The organism is Tunturibacter empetritectus, from assembly GCF_040358985.1.
Taxonomy (GTDB): Bacteria; Acidobacteriota; Terriglobia; order Terriglobales; family Acidobacteriaceae; genus Edaphobacter; species Edaphobacter empetritectus.
Genome location: NZ_CP132932.1, coordinates 4,424,672 through 4,443,087 on the forward strand (window position 1 = coordinate 4,424,672; position 18,416 = coordinate 4,443,087).

Consider the following 18,416-nt stretch of genomic DNA (forward strand, 5'->3'; position numbering starts at 1 on the left):
TTACATTTTGTAACGGCCCATGTCATCGTCGTTCAGATTCTCAAGCCACCGCCGCATCTCCTCAGCATTCACATTCGGCGAGCCGCTGGCAGCCTGCTTCGAGTTCTCAAGTACTGTGCGATTGACATAGATCGGGCAGTCCCACCGCAGCGCCAGCGCAATCGCATCCGACGGCCTCGCATCCATCGTCACCGTCTCGCCCGCATGGTCCATCCAGATCACGGCAAAAAACGTATCGTCTCGCAGCTCCGACACAACTACCTTACGAACTTCAGCATTCAACCCACGAGCCATATTCTGCAACAGGTCGTGCGTCATCGGCCGCGGAGTAGCCGTCTTCTCCAGCTCCAGCGCAATTGCATTCGCCTCGAAGATCCCCACCCAGATCGGCAGCACCAGATCACTCCCAACATCCTTCAGCACAATGATGGGCATATTCGTGACCGGGTCCATCATCAGTCCGCGAATCTGCATCTCCACTTCGTCAGGAGCCTGCACGACGGGTTGAACCGAAGAAGAATTCATTAGTTGAGCACCACAAAATCCGCGGCCCGCTGCACCGCCACAAAAGGCAAAGGGTCCGCATCGGCGATAGCCTCACCCACCAGGCAGTTCGGCAGCGTCTGCGTAATCCGCACCGGCAGATAACTCCCAATCGGAGGTTGTGCCTGCGCAATCTGTGCTGTCGAAAAATTCACCGTCTTATTCTGCGAGCTGCGCCCCACCACCTGGTTGCGCGAAGGATTGTAGCTCTCCACCATCACCTCCTGCATCTCGCCCAGGTGTCGTCCGTAGTGTTCCCGCTGAATCTCTCGCTGCCGGTCCATCAAAATCCGCAGCCGCTCCGACTTCAGCTCATCGGGAATACTGTCCGCCATCGTCACCGCCGGCGTATTCGGTCTCGGCGAAAACTTGAACGCAAACACCGCGTCATACTTCACCTCGCCCACCAGCGTAATGGTCTCCTCAAAGTCCGCGTCCGTCTCACCCGGAAAACCCACAATCATGTCGCTCGTAATGCTGATGTCGCGTTTAGCGGCCTTGATCCAGCTCATCCGCTCCAGATACCACTCCCGCGTATACTCCCGCGACATCGCCTTCAGCACCGCGGTCGAACCCGACTGCACCGGAAGATGAATATGATCGCAGAGCGTTGGCGTAGCGTCGATCGCCTGCACAATGTCCCGCGTAAAGTCCCGCGGATGGGACGTCGTAAACCGCACGCGCCGAATCCCCGGCAGCTCTCCAACCGCAACCAGCAGCTCCGCAAACGACATCCGCCCCGAAGGATCGCGATACGAGTTCACGTTCTGTCCAAGAAACTGAATCTCCGTGAACCCAAGATCCACCATCTTCTTCGCCTCAACCAGCACCGAAGCCGCAGTCCGGCTGCGTTCCTTGCCCCGCGTGTAAGGCACAACACAATATGCGCAAAACTTGTCGCACCCCTCAATGATCGTGATGTACCCACGATGCGGATTCGACCGTGCCGTAAACTCCGTCTCAAACGTCAACTCTGTCTGCCGGTCATCGAGCCCAGTGATCCGCTCCTCCCCAGCCTCCAGCCTCCGCAGCATCTCCGGCAGGTTCCGATACGAAGCCGACCCTGCCACCATCGACACATACGGAGCCTTCTCGAAGATCTTCTCGCCCTCCTGCTGGGCGACGCAGCCAAGCACAGCGAACTTCTTCCCCTCACCCTGCAGCTTCTTGTACTCATTCAGCCGATGGAACACCTTCTGCTCCGCCTTATCGCGAATCGAACAGGTGTTATACAAGATCAACCCGGCCGCATCCTCATCCTGCACGCGGGCATAGCCCTGCTGCTCCAGCGTCCCGATGACCTTCTCAGAGTCATGGGCGTTCATCTGGCAGCCAAACGTCTCAATGTAAAAAGTCTTACTCACAGCTACAGTATAGCCGTTCGCTGACGCCACTCATCGAGTGTCACAGAAGTTGATGACTCAGAGCCGTTCAGTGAACTTCTTGAATAAAGAGCATACGCTGATGTGGTGTAAACCAAGTGTGATAGAGGACAGGCGAAAACTGCGACGGTTTAAAACAGGACGTCTGATCGAAGGTCAGTACATAACGAGGGTTCACCGCAGGAGTGTGTGCTGCAAACCATGAGTAACAATTCTCTGGAATATCTTCCGGACAGCTCCAAGGGTGATAGGCGCCGACCGGAATGCGCAGCCGATCATCGTTCACATACCCCGTGACTTCAAGTTGCGTCCATGCGTCATACTCAAAGGTTCCTTGAATCTCCGTTCTGGGCACGCCTGCTCTGAGGACCTCGTCTGCCGCAGCAAGCTGTGCTCGATAGAAGGCGAAGAGATCATGCATTCTCGTGACAGCGAAGGCGCCGAAGAGAAGAAGCAGAAACAGGCACACCGATGGCAACCGGCCGCCAATCTTCTTTTCATAAAGTCTTAGAAGTACCGCGACAGCCACAATCAGAAGAGGCAGCAGATAGCGATCATAGAGATGTAACCTCGTCAGCAGCAGGAGAAGATAGGTAACAGTGAACGGACCTAAAAGAACGAGAAAGGATCTTGTTGAAGGCGCAGCCTTGTACGCCAGAGCATGGTCCGTCAGATAGGAAGCGTTTCGGTAAAAAAGCAGCAGGCCGCCGATGCCAGCCAAAGTCAGGACAGACAGAGCCAGTTGCAGAGTGTACGAAAGATCATCTACGACGACAATACTGCCCGCATAGGTCCCAAGCAGTACAAGTAGGCTCTCCGGCTTATGTAAAAAGATAAGCAATGCCACAGCAACTAAGACGACGGCTGCCGCAGCGATAGCTTCATTGCGGGGTCGCCGCTCAGCGAAAGGAAACTTTGCGATAAATGCAACTAAGATCGGTAGCGCGAACAAAAAAAGTGCGAGACCGTTCCTTATCACCGAGTTCGCCCATTGAGCTTTTTCTGATCCGTGAGGCCTATGAAACATTGGCTCCGGAACCGAGTAAGGTTGATGACTGAACCAATGCATGCAAGCGCCAATAAAAATAACGCTAATCATCCATAACGCGGCGCCTACTACTGGAACCCGTGACCTTTTCCTCATCTGCCATGCGGCGGACGGCACAATAATCAAAGCACCCAGCCATGCGATTTGGCGCACAGTGCCCCCCACATCATTTGAGAGCGCAGCAAACACGAGCCATCCTATGGCTGCCCGGTCCGTGTGTTCCTCAATTGCGCGTGTACAACTGTAGATACAGAGAACAAGGCAGAAGATACCCGGAATGTCCGACATAAAGCTAAAAGCAAGCGGCAAAAACAGTGGCGAAAGTGCAATCGCAAGAGTCCCCATCGTTGCATTCCACTCATTGATGCCGAAGCGCACAAAGAGACGCTGGATCAGCATGACCGTCGCCATCGCAACCATCAGGATAGAGACGCGAGCGAGCAGGAAAGAAAACCCAAAGAGCTTAAAGAAAAGTGCGCCTAGATAGAGTTGCCAACCGAGCATGGCGGTCGACCAACCGTTATAAACAATGTGTCCCGTCTCGGAAAGTACACGGGCACTCCATATGTACGACCAGTCGTCATAGATACCCATTTCGAGCATCGGACGGGCGAGTATAACTCCTATCAAAAGGGCGAGTGCACAAAATGAAGCAGGACTGCAAATCGTGGACCGAATTTTTGTAAACAAAGCTCTCCCTCAATTCGCAAATCGCTTACTTGTCTTTGTAAGATCAGCATAAGCTATCGACCAACCTGGAGTCGTCGAACTAATGGTATCTAGTTTCAACTCTCTCCAGTTAGAGGACGCTGAAGCTAACGCCTAGGGCGCAATATCAGTACTACAATCCGGAATAGGCCGTGTCGTAGTTATGAGAGGCGCATCAGCCTGGCCGCTGCTTACTGAGCATGTTAAAAACAGAATCGCCGCAAACCAATGCCATGCGCCGCTAAATTTGCTGATTGATAGGTTTGGTAGCGCCAACGGGGATCGAACCCGTACTCTCAGCCTTGAAAGGGCCGCGTGTTAACCAGTTACACCATGGCGCCAAAACACGAAGTTGCAGAAGGAAAGGATTGGTAGCGTCAACGGGGATCGAACCCGTACTCTCCGCCTTGAGAGGGCGGCGTGTTAACCAGTTACACCATGACGCCAGAAACCAGACAGGAGAGGAACTGCTCCACTGCGATAAACAAATTATATCAGCTAACGACGCTGCTGAGCGACCCGTGCCCCTCTGAAAAAGAAGCCCTTACAGCCCCAGCTTCTTCACCTCGTCGTTGTAGTACTTGCGGTACAGGATGTCCCACTCCTGCGACCCTTCCACGATGATCTTTCGCTGCGAAGCGATCTTCTGCCGCGCCGCCGCATCGATCTTTGTCTCTTCCATCAGCAGCTTCTCGAGAGCCTTCCGAGCCTCCTGCCGAATCGTGTTCCGATCCTCCAGAAAGTCGACCTCCGGAATCTCCGCCAGAGTGTCGGCCACCGTATGGGCCAGCTTGTTGAGCTTGTCACGAGAGATTCTCACAGCACCGCCTTGTACTTGCGGGCGAGCTCATTCTTCACCTTTTTGAACATCTCAGGATAACTCGCGCCGGTCTTGCGCATGTCGTCCTGAAAGGCTTCAAGGATCACGCGAACTTCATCGTTGATCCGGTCTTCCAGCGCCAGCTCATCCACCATTCCCGCAGTGACGCGTTCATTGACCACAGCCGGTTTGTCAGTGTGGATCATCTTTTCGGCGACTAAATGCTTAACGGTCTGGCGCGCCAGGTATCCAACGTAATCTTTTGAAAAAATCATTTGGCTTTCCTTCGAATATACCACGCGACTCGTCGCATCCACCGCCCACTCCTCAACGCCCCATCACTTACGCTTCGGCATTGGCTTATGCGGACAACTCTCTGTATTCAGACACGTATCCGCCAGCCGTAGCCGCTCGACAGGACGCCCACGCAGCAGGTGTTCCGTCACTATCTCCTCCACATCTTTCATATGAACAAACCCATACCAGACCGCATCCGGATAGACCACGACCACTGGCCCATGCTCGCACTGGTCAAGACAGCCAAGCTCATTCGCCCGAACTTGCCCCTTCAACCCGGCTTCCTTCACCGCATCCTTGAAGGCCGATTTCAGCTTCCCACTCCCTTCGCTGCTGCAACTGGGCCGCGATGCGCTCTCGTCCCGCTCATTCGTGCAGATAAAAACATGATGCTTGAACTTTGCCAATCCACAATCCCTTCCACAAGCCGTTGGCCGGGCGCGCAACGAAGTCTTTCCCGTGCGATGCACCGGCGTTTCTGAGACAATACTTATCGAATGCAACCTGACAATCTTATCTCGCTCAAAGACGACATGGTGGCCTTCATCGCCGGCCATGGCATGCGTCGCCTCAACGCCTACGTTACAGAAGACGTCCCCACCGTCATCTTCGAAGAAGAAAACCCCGACGGCTGGAAGGACTTCGTCGAGCACGCGAAAGCTGCCGGCTCCCCCTTCGTCACCATGAGCGAAGTCATCCTCGAAAAAGCAGACGTCGCCATCCTCCTCGATCAGCTTCGCGACCAGACCTTCCCGGACGACAACTCCGAAGAGATCGACGACGCCGAGTACCTCGTCAATCACGTCGGCAAAGTCGGCTACCTCCAGCTCGGCTTCGCCCACCAGGGCGTCATGTTTATCTTCGAGGTCGCGACCGACTGGTACGACAGCTTCCAGAACCTCATGGAGACCGTCACCGACCTTGGCGGCATCGTAGTCGACGACAGCGACGAGTAGCCTAAGCCAATGTCCACCGCCCCCGTTGGACTCCCAGCTGGGCTGCCAGCTTGGACCACCCGCCCCGCAGACGAGACTGCCGTTAAGACGCTCGTTGAAGCCCTCGGCTGCCCCCAGGCAGTCGCGCACATACTCGTCTCACGAGCTATCTCTAACCCAGAGGCAGCCAACACCTTCTTCACCCCGTCGCTCGATGATCTCCTTGACCCCATGCTCATGCTCGGCATGGAAATAGCCGTCGCCCGCATCCAGCACGCCGTCCGCTCGAACGAACCCATCCTCATCTACGGTGACTACGACGTCGACGGCACCACCGCCACCGTCCTACTCAAAACCGCCATCGAACGCATCGCTCCCAAAGAAACTCCAGCCATCGTCACCTATCACGTTCCCCATCGCATCCGCGAGGGCTACGGCATGCAGAACGGCGTCCTCGGTCAGGCCGCAGCCTCTGGCATCCGTCTCGTCATCAGCGTCGACACCGGCATCCGCGCCTTCGCTGCAGCCGAAGAAGCAAAGGCCCTCGGCATGGACCTCATCGTCACCGACCACCATCTCCCCGACGGGGTCATCGGCATTCCGGAGGCGGTTGCGGTGCTTAATCCTGCCCAGCAGAACTGCTCCTACCCCTTCAAACACCTCTGCGGCGCGGCGGTGGCCTTCAAACTAGCCCACGCTCTCCTCCTCGCCGCAACCGAGACCGAAGAGCAACACACAAAGTTGAAACGCAGCCTCATTCCCTCGTTCCTCAAGCTGGTCGCCATCGCCACCATCGCCGACTCGGTCCCCCTCGAAGGAGAAAACCGCGTCATCGCGGCCCTCGGTCTCAAAGAGCTCCGCAACCCGGTCCAACCCGGCCTCCGCGCCCTCATGCAGGTGGCGCAGATCCCCATCAACCGCCCACCCACCGCGACGGAGGTCGGCTTTCGACTCGCCCCACGCATCAACGCCGCAGGCCGAATGGACATCGCCGGCGATGTCGTCGAGCTCTTCCTAACCAAGGACCCCGCCCGCGCCACCGACCTCGCAGAGAAGCTCAACCGCCTCAACGACGAGCGCCGCGCCACCGAAGCCAAAGCCCTCGAAGCCATCGAAGCCCAGCTAGCCACCCTGCGCAACAGCCTCGGAGATTACCTCGCCGAGTGCATCATCCTCGACGACCCCGAGTGGCACCGCGGCGTTCTCGGCATCCTCGCCTCTCGCGTCGTCGACCGCACCGGCAGACCCGCCATTGTCATGACCCACGAAGACGGCCACGCCCACGGATCCGGCCGCTCCATCGCCGGCTTCCACCTACTCGACGCCATCAGCGCGGTCCACGAGCCGCTCACCTCATCCGACACCCCGCTCTTCTCCCGATTCGGCGGCCACGCTCACGCTGTCGGCTTCTCCATGCCCTTTGATCACATGCCCCTCCTTCGCGAACGCATGCAGCGCTACGGCGCCACCCGCCTCACCGGAGAGATCACCGCACCACCGCTCGAGTGCGATGCCGAGCTCCTCCTCAGCGACCTCACGCAGAGTTTCTATGACTGGCTCATGCGCTGCGAGCCCTTCGGCATCGGCAACCGCGAACCCGTCTTTCTCACCCGCAACCTCACCCTCTCCGAGCCAGTTCGATTCATCAAAGAGAAACACATCTGCCTTCAGCTTCAGAGCCCCAGTCTTCAGAGCTCCGGCACAACCAACCGCATCAGCGCGCTAGGGTGGAGCCGCACCATCGACTGGCCCGCCCGCTGTGCTGAAATAGGCCTCGATACAGGCTCGCAGCTCGATGTCGTTTACCGGTTGAAAGCCAAAACCAATCCCCAGTTCCCCGGTCTCGAGCTCGAATTAGTCGCTCTCAGGCCCGCCTGATCCGCTGCATCGGATCGGTTAACTACCTTATCCTCAAAACTTTCTGGTCCGATCAGACCACGTGCGGCGTCTTATATACTGAACCTTCGACTGATGCCCACTACTGAGACAAGACGCCTGAATCCTGTAATGCTGTGGGGCATCTTCCTCGCCATCATTGTCATCGGCTTCATCATCGTGCGCTCCTCTACCCGCGATCTGGTTGGCGTTCGCGTCGCAGTCGTCGACCACCAGAACATTGTCAGCTCCGTCTCAACCAGCGGCAAGGTTGAACCCGTCGAACAGTTCCCTGCCGTTGCGTCCACTCCAGGCGTCGTCGAAAAGGTTTACGTCGATGTTGGCCAGAAGGTCAAGACAGGCCAGCTCCTCCTCAAGATGGATGACGCCGACGCCGTCGCCAAGATCGCCGCCGCAAACTCCGCCGTTCACAACGCCGAAGCGACCCTCCACGACATCGGCCAGGGAGGCTCGCAGGACGAGCGCATCGGATTCTCCGGCGATCTCAGCCGCGCCGAGCAGCAGCAGCAGCAGGCTGCAAAGGATCTCGCTGCGCTCAAGGCACTCCAGCAGAAGGGTGCCGCCTCCGCCAGCGAAGTAGCCTCCGCCGAGCAGCGCCTGCAGTCCGCCGACAGCTCCCTCAAAGGCCTTCAGACTCGCAGCACCCAGCGCTACGGCGCCACGGATCGGTCCCGTGCCGAAGCCCAGCTGGCGGATGCCCGCGCCTCCCTCGCCGCCGCTCAAGCAGCCTACGCCAATGCCAACATCCGCGCGCCATTCGCTGGAACCGTCTACTCCATCCCCGTCTCCAACTACGACTTCGTCCCCGCCGGCGAAAACCTCCTCGATGAAGCCGACCTCAACCGAATTCAGGTCCGCGCCTACTTCGACGAGCCCGAGATCGGAAAACTCGCAGTAGGTCAGGCCGTCAAGATCGTCTGGGATGCAAAGCCCACACAGGCCTGGCACGGCCACATCAGCCGCGCCCCCTCCACCGTCATCACCTACGGCACACGCAACGTCGGCGAGTGCATCATCACCGTCGACGACGCCCGCGGCGACCTCCTGCCCAACACCAACGTCACCGTGACTGCCACCACCTCGCAGCGCTTCAACGTCCTCAGCGTGCCCCGCGAAGCCCTCCACACTGAAGGCGGAGACTTCGTCTTCCGCGTCGTCAATAACAGGCTCGTCCGCACCCCGGTTCAGGTAGGAGTAGGGGTCAACCTCACCCGCGTCGAGATCGTCAGCGGCCTCTCCGAAAAGGACACCGTCGCCCTCAGCGCCGTCAACAATCGCGAACTCACCAATGGGCTCCCCGTCAAAATAGTCGAGTAGCTATGTCAACTTCGACCCGCCCGTTTCCGACACACCCCCTTCGTCTTGCCCACGCGTTCCTGCTCGCCCTACTGGTCACGACTCCCCTAATCGCTGCTGACGAAACCCAGGCCAACGCGCTGCTCCAGCAGGGTCGCGTCGACGAAGCCGCCGCCATGCTCCAGGACATCCTCGCCTCCCAGCCCAACAACGCCCTCGCCCATCAGCTCTTCTGCCGCGTCTACTACGCCCAGGAGAAAGCCGACCCCGCCATCCGCGAGTGCGAGCTGGCCGTAGCCAACGCGCCCGACAGCAGCGAGGATCACATGTGGCTCGCCCGCGCCTACGGATTCAAAGCCGCGCACGCCAGCCCGTTCTCTGCGCTAAGCCTCGCCATCAAAGTCCACAACGAGTTCGAGCGCGCCGTCCAACTCGACCCGGAAAACTTCCATGCCATGAGCGACCTCGGCGAATACTACGTCGCAGCCCCATCAATGATCGGCGGTGGCACCGATAAGGCCCAGGCTCTCGCCACCAGAATGCAACCCAGCTTCCCCGCTCAAGCACACCGGCTTCGCGCCCTCATCGCAGAGAAGAAAAAAAACAGTGCAGCGGCGGAGGCCGAGTATCAGGCCGCCGTCGCCGCAGGCAGAACGCCCGAGGCCTACATCAACCTTGGCGACTTCTACCAACGTCAGAATCAACCAGACAAGATGCTCGAAGCCCTCCATGCGGCAGTAGACCTCGATCACCGCAAAGGTCCTCCTCTGGTCGACGCCGCCAGCACGCTCTCGGAGGCTCACAGCTCACCCCAGCTCGCCATCAGTCTCCTCCGCACCTACCTCGCATCCTCAAATAAGACCGACGGAGCACCCGCCTTCAAAGTTCATCTCCAGCTCGGAGGTCTCCTCGCCCAAAACGGAGATGCCACAGCAGCCCATAACGAATACCTCGCAGCTCTCTCCCTCGCATCGAACTATGTACCCGCCCGCAAAGCATTACAGGGATCGTAGACAAAAGGCGATACCATGATCTCTAACCGGTCCTAAGGAATCTCCCCGCAAGTATGATTCGTCTTCTTCGCCAACTGATCGCGTGCTCTGCTCTGGCTTGTTTCGTGACGCCAGCCATCGCGCAGATATCGTTTACCAGCGCGGTAGGTCTGGCCCTGAAGAGCAGCCCCAAAGTCCTTACCGCACAGGCCGACGTCAACAAGGCGCAGGCCGCCCTCGATGAGCTCAGAGACGCCTACGTCCCGAATGTTGTTGGCGCATCCTCCATCGGCCCTCCCTCGTACGGATTCCCGCTCGGCCAGCCATCCATCTATAACCTCACGGCGCAGTCTCTCGTCTTCAGCTATCCCCAGCGCGACTACATTCGCGGCGCCAAAGCTTCGCTCGAAGCGGCCAGCCTCGCACTGAAGGACGTTCGCGAAGCCGTCGCCGAAGACACTGCCATCACCTATCTCGCACTCCATCGCGACCTTCAGCGGCAGGCCGTCCTCCAGCAGCAGCAAGGCTTCGCCGACCATCTTGTAACCATCGTGCAGGATCGTCTCGACTCTGGTCAGGACACCCCCATCGGTCTCACCACCGCCCGACTCACCGCCGCGCAAATCCATCTCGCCCGTCTTCGCGTAGACGACGAAGCAGCGACAGACCAGGCTCATCTGGCCCGGCTCCTTGGCCTGCCCCCGCAAGGGATCAGCACCTCAGCCAGCAGCATCCCCGCCCTCGCCGGCGACCTTACCGGCAAGTCAGACGACATCAATGCAACTCTGGTCGGTACCAGCCCCGCTGTCGAGTCTGCCTACGCCAACGCGCGTTCCAAGCGTCAGATCGCCGTCGGAGAGAGCCAATATCTCTGGCGGCCGCAGATCATTCTCGATGCCCAGTACAGCCGCTACGCAAAGTTCAATAACCTGCAGGACTACTACTTCCGCTTCCAGCAGAACAACGCCGCCATCGGCGTTCAGATCACCATTCCCTTCTTCGACGTCGCCCACAAAGCCAAAGCCCGCGAGGCAGACGCTGATGCCGCCCACGCCGAGCACGAAGCCGATTCAATCCGCGATCAGTTCTTCGACTCCAGGCTCAGAATCCAGCACGCCGTAACAGAGCTCGCCGTCCGCGCCGAGATCGCCACCCTTGATCAGCAGCTCGCTCAGCAGAACCTCGACGTCCTCATGGTTCAACTCAACACCGGCAACGGAAACCTGGCCGGCACCCAGATGACCCCAAAAGACGAGCAGACCTCCCGCATCGCCGAGCGTGAAAAGTTCCTCGCCGTCCTCAACGCCAACTTCGAGCTGCAACAGGCTCAGATCAATCTCATGCGGCAGAGCGGCGACCTCGAGAGCTGGATCTCCGCAGCCATGCAGGCCCAGCCCGTCACTCCCGCAAAACCCTGACCCAAATTTACGAATATCCGGTTTGAAATGAATCGTCTGGCGCACTCAGGCATCGCTGCAGATACCTGCTGAAAACGTCAGAAATACCCCTCAAGCCCTTAACTGAATGGTAAAATCGAGTTATTATTATGCCCCTCAAGACACTGTTCCTGAACCCGCCCTCCTTTGAAAAGTTTGACGGTGGCGCCAGCTCCCGCTGGCCCGCAACCCGCGAGATCGAGTCCTACTGGTATCCCGTCTGGCTCACCTATCCGGCTGGCATGCTGGAAGGCTCCCGTCTCCTCGACGCTCCGCCCCACCACATCAAGTGGCAGGAGGTCGTCGAGATCCTCAAGGACTATGAGTTCCTCGTGCTCTTCACCAGCACCATGGGCTGGGACGGCGATCAGAAGATGGCCGAGGTCATCAAGCAGACCTACCCCAACATCAAGATCTCCTTCGTTGGCCCCCCGGTGACCACCTCCCCCGACAAAGCCCTCACCGAGTGCCCCGCGATCGACTTCATCTGCCGCCGCGAGTTTGACTTCTCCGTCGTCGAGTACGCCAACGGCAAGCCACTCAACGAGATTCTGGGCGTCAGCTACAAGGACAAAGCCACCGGCAAGATCCTCCACAATCCCGACCGCCCGCAGGTCACCCCGGAAGAGCTCGACGAGATGCCCTGGGCGACCGAGATCTACCACCGCGACCTCGACGTCACCAAGTACAGCGTCCCGTTCCTCCTCCACCCCTACGTCTCCCTCTACTCCACCCGCGGCTGCCCCGCTCAGTGCACCTTCTGCCTCTGGCCCCAGACCCTCTCCGGCCACGCCTGGCGCAAGCGCTCCACCGATGACGTAGCCGCCGAGATGAAGCAGGCCAAAGAACTCTTCCCCCACGTCAAGGAGTTCTTCTTCGACGACGACACCTTCAACATCCAGAAGGCCCGCACCGTCGAGCTCTGCGAAAAGCTGAAGCCCCTCGGCCTCACATGGTCCTGCACCTCGCGCGTCACCACTGATTACGACACCCTCAAAGCCATGAAGGAAGCCGGCTGCCGGCTCCTCATCGTCGGCTACGAGTCCGGCGACCCTCAAATCCTCAAAAACATCAAAAAGGGTGCCACCGTTCAACGTGCCCTTGACTTCCAGCGCGACTGCCACAAGCTGGGCCTCGTCGTCCACGGCGACTTCATCCTCGGCCTCCCCGGAGAAACCCGCGAGTCCATCCGCAACACCATCGACTTCGCCAAGCAGCTCGACTGCGAGACCATCCAGGTCTCCATCGCCCACGCCTTCCCCGGCACCGAGTTCTTCGACTACGCCAAGGAGAACGGCTTCATCACCAACGAAGCCATGAGCGATGAGGGTGGCCACCAGATGGCCCACATCGAGTACCCCGGCCTCCCCGTCGAGTACGTCATGGAGATGGTGCACAAGTTCTACGACGAATACTACTTCCGCCCCAAGGCTGCCTTCCGCGTAGTCTGGCAGGCCATCGTCAACCGCGACGTGCCCCGCCTCTACACCGAAGCCAAATCCTTCATGAGCCTCCGCTCCAAGCGCAACAAAGCGGTCCGTGCCGTCAAGGAAGCCAACGCCGCCAAGGCGCAGGAGTCCGTCAGCATGAACGCGTAACTATCCAGTTCTTGAAGCATCTAAAAGCGGTCAGCATGCAGATGCTGGCCGCTTTCTCTTAGCCTGTATCACCGGAACGGATCGACACGAATGCAACACACCCTCACTCCCCGCCGCTGGCTCGTCCTCATCGCCGTCATGCTCGGCGCATCCATTGGCGACGCGCTCCTCGGCATTGGCATGAAGCAAATCGGCCCCATCTCCCTCAATCACCTCAGCACGCTCTTCTTCGCTCTCAAGAGCCCCTGGATCATCTCCGGCATCCTCGTCCTGCTCGGCTTCATGTCCTGCTACATGACCGCCCTCAGCTGGGCCGACATCACCTTCGTCCTTCCCGCCACCGCCTTCGGCAACGTTATCGTCACCGTTCTCTCCCGCTTCTGGCTCCACGAGCATGTCTCCCGCTCCCGCTGGCTCGGCGTAGCCCTCATCGTCATCGGCGTAGGCTTCGTCGCCAACGGTCCCTCACGCACCGAACACGCCCCAGTAGAAGTCGAGGCCCTCCCATGAACCCCACCCTCCACACCTGGGCCACCATCGCCGTCGTCGTCCTCACCGCTACCGCGGGCGACATCCTCATCGCCGGCGGCATGCGCAAGCTAGGCGACCTCGACGACATCCGCGCCAAGTCCGGCCTCCTCGGCGCCATCAAAGCCGTCCTCTCCAGCGGCATGTTCCTTCTAGGAATCACCTGCATGGCCCTGAGCTTCTTCTCGCTCCTCTTCGCCCTCTCCGGAGCAGACCTGAGCCTCGTCGCCCCCGCAACGGCCTCTCTCACCTTCATTACCACAGCTGCCGCCGCAAAGTTCTTCCTCAAGGAAAACGTAGACAGCCGCCGCTGGATCGCTGCCCTCTTCGTCTGCGCCGGCGTAGCCCTCCTGGCAAAATAGTTTTTCTAAAAGCGAGCAAGCAGTATGCCCCTTCCGACCAACGGGAGGTCCACTACAGATCATCTCCCCAACACAAGGTATACAAGTCACGAAGTGACCGCCCCACGCGCAGTGGGCCCGTCCGGCAGGACATCTCGTTCGTAGTTACCGGCTAAACCAGCGCATCAACCCACTAGGCGGAGTCTCCGCCGCCATAAATCGTTTCGCATCCCCCACCACAGCCCCCGCCGCCAGCCGTCCACTCCGAACTCCACCCTCCATCGTCGAAGGCCACTCCGTCGCAGTCCAATCCCCCGCAAGAAAGAGCCCCGGCCACTCCGTCTCCTGCTTTGGCCGAAACTGATCCAGCCCCGTCGTCACAGAAAACGTAGCGCGCGCCTCCTTCAGCACCCCACTCTTCACCAGCTTCGCCTGCTTCACCTCAGGAAAGAACATCTCCAGCTCCCGCAAAGCCGACGAGAGGATCTCCTCCCGCGTCATACTCAGCTGCGCCTTCGACCCTGCAATCACCAGCTCGACGTAGCTCCCCCGCTTCTTCGCATACCGTCTGATTCGCGACTTGTGAAAGAACCACTCAATCGTCGTATCCAATAACCACGCATGATCAAGATTTGTAATCTCGCGGTCGTACCAAAGCAGAATCGAAGTAAACGCCGAGTGCATCTGCCGAGCCATCTTTAACTCCAGATCATCCTTAGTCTCGGCATATCGTCCCGCAAACTCCTCGTTCACCCGAACCGCCGCTAGCAGCCTCTGCGTCTGTTCAAACGGAAGCGCCAGAATCACTGCGTCCGCCGTATAACCCGCGTCAGCTGTATACACACGCCACCGTCCATCCGCCTCCTGCACCAGCCCTTCTACGCTCGCGCGAAGCCGCACCGCCCCCCCATACGCCTCGATCATCCGCGCCTCAGCCGAATAAAACTCGCTCAGCGGAACCGTAGGTATCCCCAGCCGCCCCCCCGTAGACGACTTCACAAACAGCTCATGAAATACCTTGCCCGCATACCGAGTCGAGCAGTGCGCCGGCCGATCATTCAGCGTAGCCATCACAATCGGGTTCCAGAAGTGCCGAATCGCAAGCTCCGTCTGCTTCGTGCGCTTCAGCCAGTGCTCGACGCTCTCCGTATCCTCCGCCGGATACCCGCGAAAGAACTCCATCAACCCACGCGCAACCCCAACCTTGTCCTTCAACCCCAGCATCGACATGCCCGCAAAGCTGGGCGCGAAGTGAAACGGTGCCGGAAGATCGCTCGTCACAATCGTGCTGGCACTTCCATTCGGCTCGAGAAAAGTCTGCTCGTCATACCAGCGAATCTTGCCCGCAGTCCCCGCCTGCTCGCAAAGCTCAATCAGGTTTGTGCAACATCCCAGCAGTACATGCTGCTGGTCCACCACCTCCCCCAGCGCAGGATGCTCATACGAGTAAGCTCTCCCACCCACATAAGGTTTACGTTCAAGAACAGTTACAGACTTCCCTGCCCTCGCCAGCGCACTCGCCGCAGCCAGCCCCGCCGCCCCGGCGCCGACAACAATCACATCGCAATGTTCCGCGCCATTCACAACCGCACTACTCATGACCCCGCCACTCACGAAACCATCCGGTTGCGCACAGCCATCCCCATTCCCTGCGCCAGGATCAGCAGCTTCCGCGAGGTCGGCACACTTACGCGCTCGGAGAAGACGTCGTAGTTCTTAGCCATAATCCGCTCCAGCAACCCGCGGTAGATCGTCACCAGTACCCAAAGAGCCGCGCGACTGTCCCTATCGATCAGCGGCAGCAACTCCTCCGCCGCAGCATAATAAACCAGCGCCCGCGCCGCCTCCTGAGCCAGCAGACTCCGGACCACCTTCGTCTCAGCCTCCCGGCGAACCACCTGCAGCAGCTGTCCCACCTCAACCCTGCCCGCAGTCAAATCCTCCATCGGAAGATAGATCCGTCCACGCTCCGCATCCTCACTCACGTCCCGCAGAATATTGGTCAACTGGAACGCAACACCAGTCTTCTCCGCCAGCACCTCAGCCCGTGGATCGCTATATCCAAAGATGCGGATGCAAACCAACCCCACCACCGAAGCAACCAGGTAGCAGTAGCGATACAACCCTTCAAAATCCTCATACACCTGCAGCGTCTGCGTCTTATCTGCAACGATATCGGTTACAAGAACCACATCGGCCTGCGACTCTTCGAGGTCCATCGTCGTACCCCGCACCAGATCCTCCAGCAGCGCATCCGGAATCGCAAACTTCTTCTGTGTATCGTTCAACGCCACAAAGACCGGATCATCCGACACGCCACTGCGCCGCGCCTCACGCCAGGCACCCAGCCATTCGGTCATCACCACGCGCCGCTCCACCACCGGCATCGTCTCCTCATCAGAGATATCATCGGCCCGCCGCATAAACGCATACACCGCGCACATCGCGTTTCTCTTCGGCTCCGGAAGCACGCGAAACGAGTAATAAAAGTTCTTCGCCTCCCGCTGCGCAATCCCGGCGCACACAGCATAAGCCTCAACAGTCGTCACGAGGCCATCCCCGCGCTCAGCTTGCCTACAAGCGCCTCGATCAGCAGACCCGCCTTCCGCGTCTTCGACACCACCGGTCTTCCGCGCAACACATCGAAGTCCTGTCTTGTAATGCCGTTCAGAATCGCCTCTCCCCCCTTTCGAAACAGATCCAGCACCACCTTCAACTCCTTATCCACATGCTGGCTGATCTCCCCACCCTCCAGCAGCATCACGCGCGTCCGTACCACCAGCTCCTGCATCATCCCGCGAAACTCCGGCGTAAACACCCGCCCCTCTATCTGTCCCTCGTCCACCCCGAACCGCACCATCGACTCCGCAGGAAGATACCGCCGACCCCGCTCCTTATCCTCCACCACATCCTGCCAGAAGTTCGCCAGCTGCAGCGCCGTACAAACCTTGTCTGACATCAGCGCCCGCGCCTCATCGGTATACCCGCAAACCCAAAGCACCAGCCGCCCCACCGGATTCGCCGAGTAGTGCGAGTACTCCAGCAACTCCTCCCAGCTCTCATACTCCGTCTTGTACTGATCCATCCGAAACGCATGCAGCAGATCCAGAAAGAGCTGCCGTGGCGGATCGCACTCTCGGATCGTCTCCCGCAGCGCCACAAACACCGGGTGCATCGACCGCTCCGGCGCGTCGTAGCACTCCTCCAGCATCGCGCCCCAGCTATTCAGCAGACGAGTCGCAACCTCGTGATCCTCCACCTCATCTCCCAGATCATCGGCCACCCGGCAGTACGCGTAGATACTCTCGAAGTGCGGCCTCACCTTCGCCGGAAGAAAAAAGGTCGCCACATGAAAGTTCTCATAGTGCGAAGTCGCCAGCTCCCTGCACCAGGCCCGCGCTTCAGCAAGAGTTGGCCTCTCCAGCGGCGTCAGGTACTCATGCGGAGCACCCAGCAGCGCATGCTGCATCGCAGTCGTATCGTTCACCGCGGCCCCCCAGCAGGAAAGACCGCCGTCTTGATATCCCGCGCACTTCCATTGCGATGCATCATCCCCGCAAAGACCGCCGGCACCTCCTCCAGCCCAGCCCGTCCCGTGATGTACTCCGCGCACTTGAACCGCCCACTCGTCACCAGCTCAAACGCCGTCCTGCAGGTCGCCGGCGTGTGGTGAAAGCTCGCCTTCAACGTAATGTCTCCGTAGTGCAGCCGGTTGGTATCCAGCTTTACCTTCGTCCCGCTCGGCGGACCCCCAAAAAAGTTCACTACTCCGCCCTTCCGCACCATATCCACTCCCCACTCCCACGTGGCCGGAACCGCCACCGCCTCGATCACGATATCCGCGCCCCTTCCCGCAGGAGTCAGAGCACGCGTGGCCGCCACAACATCCGGCACGGAGCCCACGTGAACCACCTCGCGAGCCCCAAACAACTTCGCCGCGCCGATCTGGTCCTCGCGCTTCACCACCGCAATCACCTCTACCCCCGCAATCTCCGCAGCATGCATAAACATCAACCCGATCGGCCCCGCTCCGATCACCACCATCGTGTCTCCGGCCTTCGCTACACTCTCCTCCAGCCCTCTCACCACGCACGCCAGCGGCTCGGTCAGCGCCGCAAACTCCAGCGGAACCCCATCCGGCACAATTAACGTATTCTTTTCCACGATCCGCGCCGGAATCCGAATAAACTCCGCATAAGCCCCGTTGTTAAACAAGAGATCTTCACACAGATTCTGCTGTCCATGCCTGCAAAAAAAACACACGTCGCACGGAGCCGAGTTCAAAGCCACCACCCGGTCCCCCACCTTGAACGCCGTCACCCCAGCGCCTACCTCCTCCACCACCCCAGCCAGCTCATGCCCAAACGGTATTGGCGGCTTCAGCATCTTGGCATGGTAGCCTCGCCGATAGACCTTCAAATCCGTCCCACAGGTCAGCGCCGCCCCCACCCGAACCACCAACTCCCCGGCACCGGCCTGCGGTATCGCTACGCGTTCCAGCCGCAGATCTTCCTTGCCGTACAACACCGCCGCCGTCATCTCAGCTTTCACTCTTCTATCTTCTCATTCCCGACCGGATTGGTGCACATTTCGCCA

General features: G+C 59.2%; 18 protein-coding genes and 2 tRNA genes. 8 read left to right on the forward strand and 12 right to left on the reverse strand.

Features of this window, described 5'->3' with window-relative positions; translation table 11 throughout:
• From RBB75_RS18500 to RBB75_RS18535, 8 genes are all read right to left on the reverse strand, one after another.
• A complete protein-coding gene (locus tag RBB75_RS18500; RefSeq protein ID WP_353068934.1) occupies positions 1–525 on the reverse strand; it encodes a bifunctional nuclease family protein in 525 nt (174 codons plus the stop codon).
• On the reverse strand, positions 525–1,907 hold the full coding sequence (gene miaB, locus RBB75_RS18505) for a tRNA (N6-isopentenyl adenosine(37)-C2)-methylthiotransferase MiaB (protein WP_353068935.1): 1,383 nt from the start codon (positions 1,905–1,907) through the stop codon (positions 525–527). Before miaB ends, RBB75_RS18500 begins: the two co-directional genes overlap by 1 nt.
• Positions 1,908–1,974: 67 nt before the next feature.
• Entirely contained in the window at positions 1,975–3,663 is a 1,689-nt protein-coding gene (locus tag RBB75_RS18510) for an ArnT family glycosyltransferase (protein ID WP_353068937.1), read from the reverse strand.
• A 282-nt stretch (positions 3,664–3,945) separates the two neighbouring features.
• Positions 3,946–4,022, reverse strand: a tRNA-Glu gene (locus RBB75_RS18515).
• Positions 4,023–4,050: 28 nt separating this feature from the next.
• A tRNA-Glu gene (locus RBB75_RS18520) sits at positions 4,051–4,127 on the reverse strand.
• 98 nt (positions 4,128–4,225) lie between these two features.
• Positions 4,226–4,501, reverse strand: coding sequence for a DUF507 family protein (locus RBB75_RS18525; protein WP_179582933.1), 276 nt, complete (start codon positions 4,499–4,501; stop codon positions 4,226–4,228).
• Entirely contained in the window at positions 4,498–4,776 is a 279-nt protein-coding gene (locus RBB75_RS18530) for a DUF507 family protein (RefSeq protein WP_179638107.1), read from the reverse strand. Before RBB75_RS18530 ends, RBB75_RS18525 begins: the two co-directional genes overlap by 4 nt.
• A 63-nt stretch (positions 4,777–4,839) precedes the next feature.
• Complete coding sequence (locus RBB75_RS18535) at positions 4,840–5,205, reverse strand: (2Fe-2S) ferredoxin domain-containing protein (protein ID WP_353068938.1); 366 nt, start codon at positions 5,203–5,205, stop codon at positions 4,840–4,842.
• A gap of 90 nt (positions 5,206–5,295) precedes the next feature.
• On the opposite strand from RBB75_RS18535, the gene RBB75_RS18540 reads away from it, so the two are divergent.
• From RBB75_RS18540 to RBB75_RS18575, 8 genes are all read left to right on the forward strand, one after another.
• On the forward strand, positions 5,296–5,754 hold the full coding sequence (locus tag RBB75_RS18540) for a hypothetical protein (RefSeq protein WP_179638109.1): 459 nt from the start codon (positions 5,296–5,298) through the stop codon (positions 5,752–5,754).
• 9 nt (positions 5,755–5,763) lie between these two features.
• Positions 5,764–7,611 carry a single-stranded-DNA-specific exonuclease RecJ gene (gene recJ / locus RBB75_RS18545; RefSeq protein WP_353068939.1) on the forward strand — a complete coding sequence of 616 codons (1,848 nt, stop codon included), beginning with the start codon at positions 5,764–5,766 and terminating at the stop codon, positions 7,609–7,611.
• 93 nt (positions 7,612–7,704) lie between these two features.
• Complete coding sequence (locus tag RBB75_RS18550; protein ID WP_353068940.1) at positions 7,705–8,946, forward strand: efflux RND transporter periplasmic adaptor subunit; 1,242 nt, start codon at positions 7,705–7,707, stop codon at positions 8,944–8,946.
• Between the two features lie 2 nt (positions 8,947–8,948).
• On the forward strand, positions 8,949–9,938 hold the full coding sequence (locus RBB75_RS18555) for a tetratricopeptide repeat protein (RefSeq protein WP_353068941.1): 990 nt from the start codon (positions 8,949–8,951) through the stop codon (positions 9,936–9,938).
• Positions 9,939–9,991: 53 nt separating this feature from the next.
• Positions 9,992–11,335 (forward strand): TolC family protein, encoded by a 1,344-nt coding sequence (locus RBB75_RS18560; RefSeq protein WP_353068942.1) that lies wholly within the window; start codon positions 9,992–9,994, stop codon positions 11,333–11,335.
• A gap of 128 nt (positions 11,336–11,463) precedes the next feature.
• Positions 11,464–12,951: a hopanoid biosynthesis associated radical SAM protein HpnJ gene (gene hpnJ / locus RBB75_RS18565; RefSeq protein WP_353068943.1), complete on the forward strand. Its 1,488-nt coding sequence runs from the start codon at positions 11,464–11,466 to the stop codon at positions 12,949–12,951.
• A gap of 90 nt (positions 12,952–13,041) precedes the next feature.
• Entirely contained in the window at positions 13,042–13,461 is a 420-nt protein-coding gene (locus RBB75_RS18570; RefSeq protein WP_179638114.1) for an EamA family transporter, read from the forward strand.
• Positions 13,458–13,841 carry an EamA family transporter gene (locus RBB75_RS18575; RefSeq protein WP_179638115.1) on the forward strand — a complete coding sequence of 128 codons (384 nt, stop codon included), beginning with the start codon at positions 13,458–13,460 and terminating at the stop codon, positions 13,839–13,841. The genes RBB75_RS18570 and RBB75_RS18575 overlap by 4 nt, the downstream gene beginning before the upstream one ends.
• A 144-nt stretch (positions 13,842–13,985) precedes the next feature.
• Here the strand turns inward: RBB75_RS18575 and hpnE are convergent, their stop codons facing one another.
• The 4 genes from hpnE to RBB75_RS18595 are packed head-to-tail and all read right to left on the reverse strand — an operon-like array spanning position 13,986 to position 18,359.
• Positions 13,986–15,419: a hydroxysqualene dehydroxylase HpnE gene (gene hpnE, locus RBB75_RS18580; RefSeq protein WP_179638116.1), complete on the reverse strand. Its 1,434-nt coding sequence runs from the start codon at positions 15,417–15,419 to the stop codon at positions 13,986–13,988.
• Between the two features lie 11 nt (positions 15,420–15,430).
• Positions 15,431–16,369: a phytoene/squalene synthase family protein gene (locus tag RBB75_RS18585; protein WP_179638117.1), complete on the reverse strand. Its 939-nt coding sequence runs from the start codon at positions 16,367–16,369 to the stop codon at positions 15,431–15,433.
• Positions 16,366–17,307: a squalene synthase HpnC gene (gene hpnC, locus RBB75_RS18590; protein ID WP_353068944.1), complete on the reverse strand. Its 942-nt coding sequence runs from the start codon at positions 17,305–17,307 to the stop codon at positions 16,366–16,368. Before hpnC ends, RBB75_RS18585 begins: the two co-directional genes overlap by 4 nt.
• Complete coding sequence (locus tag RBB75_RS18595) at positions 17,304–18,359, reverse strand: alcohol dehydrogenase catalytic domain-containing protein (protein ID WP_179638902.1); 1,056 nt, start codon at positions 18,357–18,359, stop codon at positions 17,304–17,306. The genes hpnC and RBB75_RS18595 overlap by 4 nt, the downstream gene beginning before the upstream one ends.
• Between the last annotated feature and the right edge of the window lie 57 nt (positions 18,360–18,416).

Excerpts from the sequence above, each read along its gene's own strand:
- RBB75_RS18560 (WP_353068942.1), top strand. The coding sequence starts at position 9,992 with ATGATTCGTCTTCTTCGCCAACTGATCGCGTGCTCTGCTCTGGCTTGT.
- RBB75_RS18550 (WP_353068940.1), top strand. The coding sequence starts at position 7,705 with ATGCCCACTACTGAGACAAGACGCCTGAATCCTGTAATGCTGTGGGGC.
- hpnE (WP_179638116.1), bottom strand. The coding sequence starts at position 15,419 with ATGAGTAGTGCGGTTGTGAATGGCGCGGAACATTGCGATGTGATTGTT.
- RBB75_RS18555 (WP_353068941.1), top strand. The coding sequence starts at position 8,949 with ATGTCAACTTCGACCCGCCCGTTTCCGACACACCCCCTTCGTCTTGCC.
- RBB75_RS18595 (WP_179638902.1), bottom strand. The coding sequence starts at position 18,359 with ATGACGGCGGCGGTGTTGTACGGCAAGGAAGATCTGCGGCTGGAACGC.
- recJ (WP_353068939.1), top strand. The coding sequence starts at position 5,764 with ATGTCCACCGCCCCCGTTGGACTCCCAGCTGGGCTGCCAGCTTGGACC.
- RBB75_RS18570 (WP_179638114.1), top strand. The coding sequence starts at position 13,042 with ATGCAACACACCCTCACTCCCCGCCGCTGGCTCGTCCTCATCGCCGTC.
- RBB75_RS18530 (WP_179638107.1), bottom strand. The coding sequence starts at position 4,776 with ATGATTTTTTCAAAAGATTACGTTGGATACCTGGCGCGCCAGACCGTT.
- RBB75_RS18540 (WP_179638109.1), top strand. The coding sequence starts at position 5,296 with ATGCAACCTGACAATCTTATCTCGCTCAAAGACGACATGGTGGCCTTC.
- RBB75_RS18500 (WP_353068934.1), bottom strand. The coding sequence starts at position 525 with ATGAATTCTTCTTCGGTTCAACCCGTCGTGCAGGCTCCTGACGAAGTG.
- RBB75_RS18575 (WP_179638115.1), top strand. The coding sequence starts at position 13,458 with ATGAACCCCACCCTCCACACCTGGGCCACCATCGCCGTCGTCGTCCTC.
- hpnJ (WP_353068943.1), top strand. The coding sequence starts at position 11,464 with ATGCCCCTCAAGACACTGTTCCTGAACCCGCCCTCCTTTGAAAAGTTT.